Annotated in this window: 3 protein-coding genes and 3 pseudogenes; 5 read left to right on the top strand and 1 reads right to left on the bottom strand. The window is 52.1% G+C overall.

Annotated features, from left to right (window positions below; genetic code table 11):
• From ACRBCU_RS06730 to ACRBCU_RS06710, 5 genes and pseudogenes are all read left to right on the top strand, one after another.
• Window positions 1–363: pseudogene (locus ACRBCU_RS06730) on the top strand (AAA family ATPase); the annotation flags it as partial.
• Window positions 364–786: 423 nt separating this feature from the next.
• The gene (locus tag ACRBCU_RS06725) at window positions 787–2,157 is read left to right on the top strand and encodes a DUF2927 domain-containing protein (protein WP_431364610.1); all 1,371 of its coding nucleotides are present in this window, start codon (window positions 787–789) and stop codon (window positions 2,155–2,157) included.
• A 3-nt stretch (window positions 2,158–2,160) separates the two neighbouring features.
• Window positions 2,161–2,328, top strand: coding sequence for a hypothetical protein (locus tag ACRBCU_RS06720; protein ID WP_431364609.1), 168 nt, complete (start codon window positions 2,161–2,163; stop codon window positions 2,326–2,328).
• Window positions 2,329–2,331: 3 nt separating this feature from the next.
• Window positions 2,332–3,158 (top strand): annotated as a pseudogene (locus tag ACRBCU_RS06715) (vWA domain-containing protein); the annotation flags it as partial.
• Between the two features lie 2 nt (window positions 3,159–3,160).
• Window positions 3,161–3,438, top strand: a pseudogene (locus tag ACRBCU_RS06710) (VWA domain-containing protein); the annotation flags it as partial.
• Window positions 3,439–3,452: 14 nt separating this feature from the next.
• Here ACRBCU_RS06710 and ACRBCU_RS06705 read toward each other — a convergent pair.
• On the bottom strand, window positions 3,453–3,653 hold the full coding sequence (locus tag ACRBCU_RS06705; protein ID WP_431364608.1) for a hypothetical protein: 201 nt from the start codon (window positions 3,651–3,653) through the stop codon (window positions 3,453–3,455).
• Between the last annotated feature and the right edge of the window lie 195 nt (window positions 3,654–3,848).

Below are 3,848 nucleotides of genomic sequence, written 5' to 3'. Positions count from 1 at the left end.
AACAACGAAAAAGAACTTCCTGATGCGTTTTTGCGCCGTTGCTTCTTTCACTACATCCAGTTCCCCGCCCCAGACACGATGCGCAAGATTGTCGAAGTCCACCATCCGGGCATCAAAGAAGCACTGCTCACGACAGCATTGACCCAGTTTTATGACATTCGCGATCAGCAAGGCTTGAAGAAAAAGCCTTCAACTTCAGAGGTTTTGGATTGGCTGAAATTACTTTTGGCCGAAGATCTAACCCCGGAAGATCTAAAGCGCGATGGCGCGAATGCTTTGCCAAAACTACATGGTGCTCTGCTGAAAAACGAACAAGATGTGCATCTATTTGAACGACTCGCCTTTATGGCGCGACGCGGTTAATCGCGACCAAGGTCGCACTATTTACGCAATTGTATGTTAGTGGCCTGCCCCATCCCCAATATCTAGGTGGCAGGCCCGCAACAATTTCCCAAACATCAACAATCCCCTATAACACCTTGAAATTGTATCGGGTTAGTGTCCCCGAGGCAGTTTCTTAAAATTGCCACTATGTTTTCTTAAACCCGACAGAGTGACTGGACATACCAGCACCACCTTAATGAGCGAAAGGGAGAGAGACTTGCAGATGATGGCCCCAAACATCGGTTTGGACCGCGCCTTGGTATTGCGCCAAAGCACGAAGTCTGCGCTCGCTTCTTCGATAAGGTTTGTAGCTGCCCGTTCGGGCGCCTTTGTAATCGGGTGTTTTGTTCAACGCCCACTTTTCGCAGATTTCTGCGAACAAGATGGGGTTTAAAGACCTAGATGCGTCGATTTTTATTGCCTTTCTATCTCGCACTATCAGGCTGCGTTCCTTCAACGCCAGCCGATATGCCATCACGCGCTCAAACGTTGCCAACGGGCAGCGAATTGCCTGCCGTCAAGGTTTTTAGTGCGCCGCGTCCGACCCCTTCGGTCCGCGCGAATTCAGACATTGCACGCGACTTTCTTGAGTTAAGCTTTAACCTCGAGAGTGGGCGAAGCTTGCAAACGCTCACGCGGTTTGAAGGCCCGATTTCTGTGCGCGTTACAGGCCACCCCTCCTCAGGCCTTGGTAGCGATTTAAACAGATTGTTGCACCGCCTGCGCACCGAAGCGCGTATCGACATTCGCCAAAACCAAAGCGAAAACGCCAACATAACGATCGAAGCCGTGTCGCGCTCCGAAATTCGCAAAATGCTGCCGCAGGCGGCCTGTTTTGTGGCTCCGAACGTGTCAAGCCTGTCGGAGTATCGTTTGGCGCGCCGAACATCGCTGGTAAATTGGACGGGCCTCAAAGATCGCAAAAAGCTTTCGATTTTCCTACCAAACGACGCCAGCCCGCAAGAAGTCCGCGATTGCCTGCATGAAGAGCTCGCCCAAGCGCTTGGCCCGCTAAACGATCTTTATCGTTTGCCCGATTCTGTCTTCAATGACGACAACGTTCATACCGTGCTAACCGGTTTTGATATGTTGATCCTGCGCGCCTATTACGACCCAGCCTTGCACAATGGCATGACCAAATCGCAAGTTGCCGATCGCATTGGTGGTATTCTGTCGCGGATCAACCCGCGCGGCGCATCCTACGCACCGCGTCGTCTTACGCGAACACCGCGCTCGTGGATTAATTCAATCCAACGTGCGCTCGGCCCCGGCGCAAGCCAGAGCGAGCGCTTGAACGCTGCGCATGAAGCGATGCAGATCGCCGTTGCTATGGGTTGGACGGATCATCGCCGCGCCTTTAGTCACTATGCGATGGGTCGTTTGCAGATGTCGGTTAACCTCAAGACAGCCCGCGAACATTTCTCCATAGCTTCGCGGCTTTATGGCCAGAACCCGTCGACCCGACTGCATTCAGCCTATGCCGCGTCTCAACTCGCATCCTTCTACATTGCGGAAGGGAACGGAGAAATGGCGCTCAAACAGATCGGCCCGCACCTAGATACCGCTGCGCGTTACGAAAACGCCGCCCTTCTGTCTACGCTGATGCTACAACGCGCTGAAGCCCTCGATTTGGCAGGACGTAGCTCAGAAGCACGCACCATTCGTATGGACAGTTTGGGATGGGCGCGATACGGCTTTGGCCCAGACTGGGCAGTGCGGGCCAAATTGCGTGAAATCTCATCGCTTAGCCCGCTCAAAAGAGGACGCGGATAAGCAATGATCTACACAATAGCGGGGCTTTTCGGCATCGTATTAGGCGCAATGCGCGCCAAAAAACGCGGCGGCAACATGGCTGATATAGCCCAGTTTGCAGCAGGACACGGCATAGCATTTTTGTTGCTCGGCTTTATCGCAACGTTAATTGTGCACCGCATGGCACTTTAACGCATGTTTTTACCTTTCTTTGACAACCTTCGATCTGGCGGCGTTCCCGTTTCATTGCGCGAATACCTGTCATTTCTGGAAGGTGTTAAACGCGGTTTGGTCACCTACGACATAGAAGCGTTCTATTATTTGGCCCGCACAGCGATGGTCAAAGACGAGCGCAACATCGACAAATTTGATCGTGCGTTTTCCACGACCTTCAAAGGACTTGAGGCCATCAGCTCGGAAGAGATGCTGAATGCGGTTGAGATTCCCGAGGAATGGTTGCGCAAAATGGTTGAGAAACACCTAAGCGAGGAAGAAAAAGCGGAAATTGAAGCCCTTGGCGGCTTTGATAAGCTTATGGAGACGCTGAAAGAGCGGCTAAAGGAGCAAGAAGGCCGTCACCAAGGTGGCAACAAGTGGATCGGTACTGGTGGCACCTCCCCTTTTGGTGCCTATGGGTATAATCCCGAGGGCGTACGCATTGGCCAAAGCGAAAGCAGGCACCAACGCGCTGTTAAAGTTTGGGACAAACGTGAGTTTAGAAACCTTGATGATAGCGTCGAGCTTGGCACAAGAAACATCAAGGTTGCGCTAAAGCGACTGCGTCGATGGGCGCGCGATGGGGCAACGGACGAGCTTGATCTCAACGGCACAATACGCGCAACAGCCGAGCATGGCTATCTGGACGTGAAAACACGGCCCGAACGGCGCAATGCTGTCAAGGTTCTGTTGTTTTTGGACGTCGGCGGTTCAATGGATCCGCACATCAAAGTCGTGGAAGAATTGTTTTCAGCCGCGCGCAGCGAATTTAAGCATATGGAATATTTCTACTTCCATAACTGCCTNNCTGACTACAAATGCATTTTCGTAGGTGATGCGTCCATGAGCCCTTATGAGATCGCCTACCCTGGCGGAGCGAACGAGCATTGGAATCCTGAAAGCGGGCAAACCTGGCTGGAGCGCGCCCGCGATCAATGGAAAAGCAACCTTTGGATCAACCCATTGCCTGAAAAGCATTGGACCTACACCCACTCAATCAAAATGATCTCCGAGATTTTTGAAGGCCAGATGGTCCCTATGACCCTTTCTGGTCTTGAGCGCGGTATGAAAGAATTGACGCGTTAGCACCTTCGGCGCGTCTAGACTGGCATATTGTCAAAAAACGCATCCGTGCCAGTCTCTGGATCATCCTTGCTGCTGGTTTCCTCAAGAGCGACCAGATTGAGCGCATTCACCAGTTGATCAAGCTGGCCTTGTAATTGTGCGCGAACGCCAACGGGGCTTGCTGAAATACGAAGCTGTAGGTGTTCAATCTCTTGCGTCTTTACGAGTGCTTGCATGTCTTCCTCCTAAATTTTCGTCAAAAGCTTACGAAACAGTGCGCCCTTGCGCTTTGATGTGCCTCAATTCACCTACCGTCGAATAACTTTAGCGACTTTTTCTGCGATCTCTGGACGCATTCACGCGCTCGCGTTAAAGACAAGCGCATGAATATTCGCTCAATTACCCCGACCTACGCCGTCTCGCCGCAGATT

The sequence above is a fragment of the Planktotalea sp. genome (assembly GCF_050633725.1).
Classification (GTDB): domain Bacteria; phylum Pseudomonadota; class Alphaproteobacteria; order Rhodobacterales; family Rhodobacteraceae; genus Planktotalea.
This window is presented reverse-complemented; position numbering and strand designations above follow the sequence as displayed.

Excerpts from the sequence above, each read along its gene's own strand:
- ACRBCU_RS06725 (WP_431364610.1), top strand. The coding sequence starts at position 787 with ATGCGTCGATTTTTATTGCCTTTCTATCTCGCACTATCAGGCTGCGTT.
- ACRBCU_RS06720 (WP_431364609.1), top strand. The coding sequence starts at position 2,161 with ATGATCTACACAATAGCGGGGCTTTTCGGCATCGTATTAGGCGCAATG.
- ACRBCU_RS06705 (WP_431364608.1), bottom strand. The coding sequence starts at position 3,653 with ATGCAAGCACTCGTAAAGACGCAAGAGATTGAACACCTACAGCTTCGT.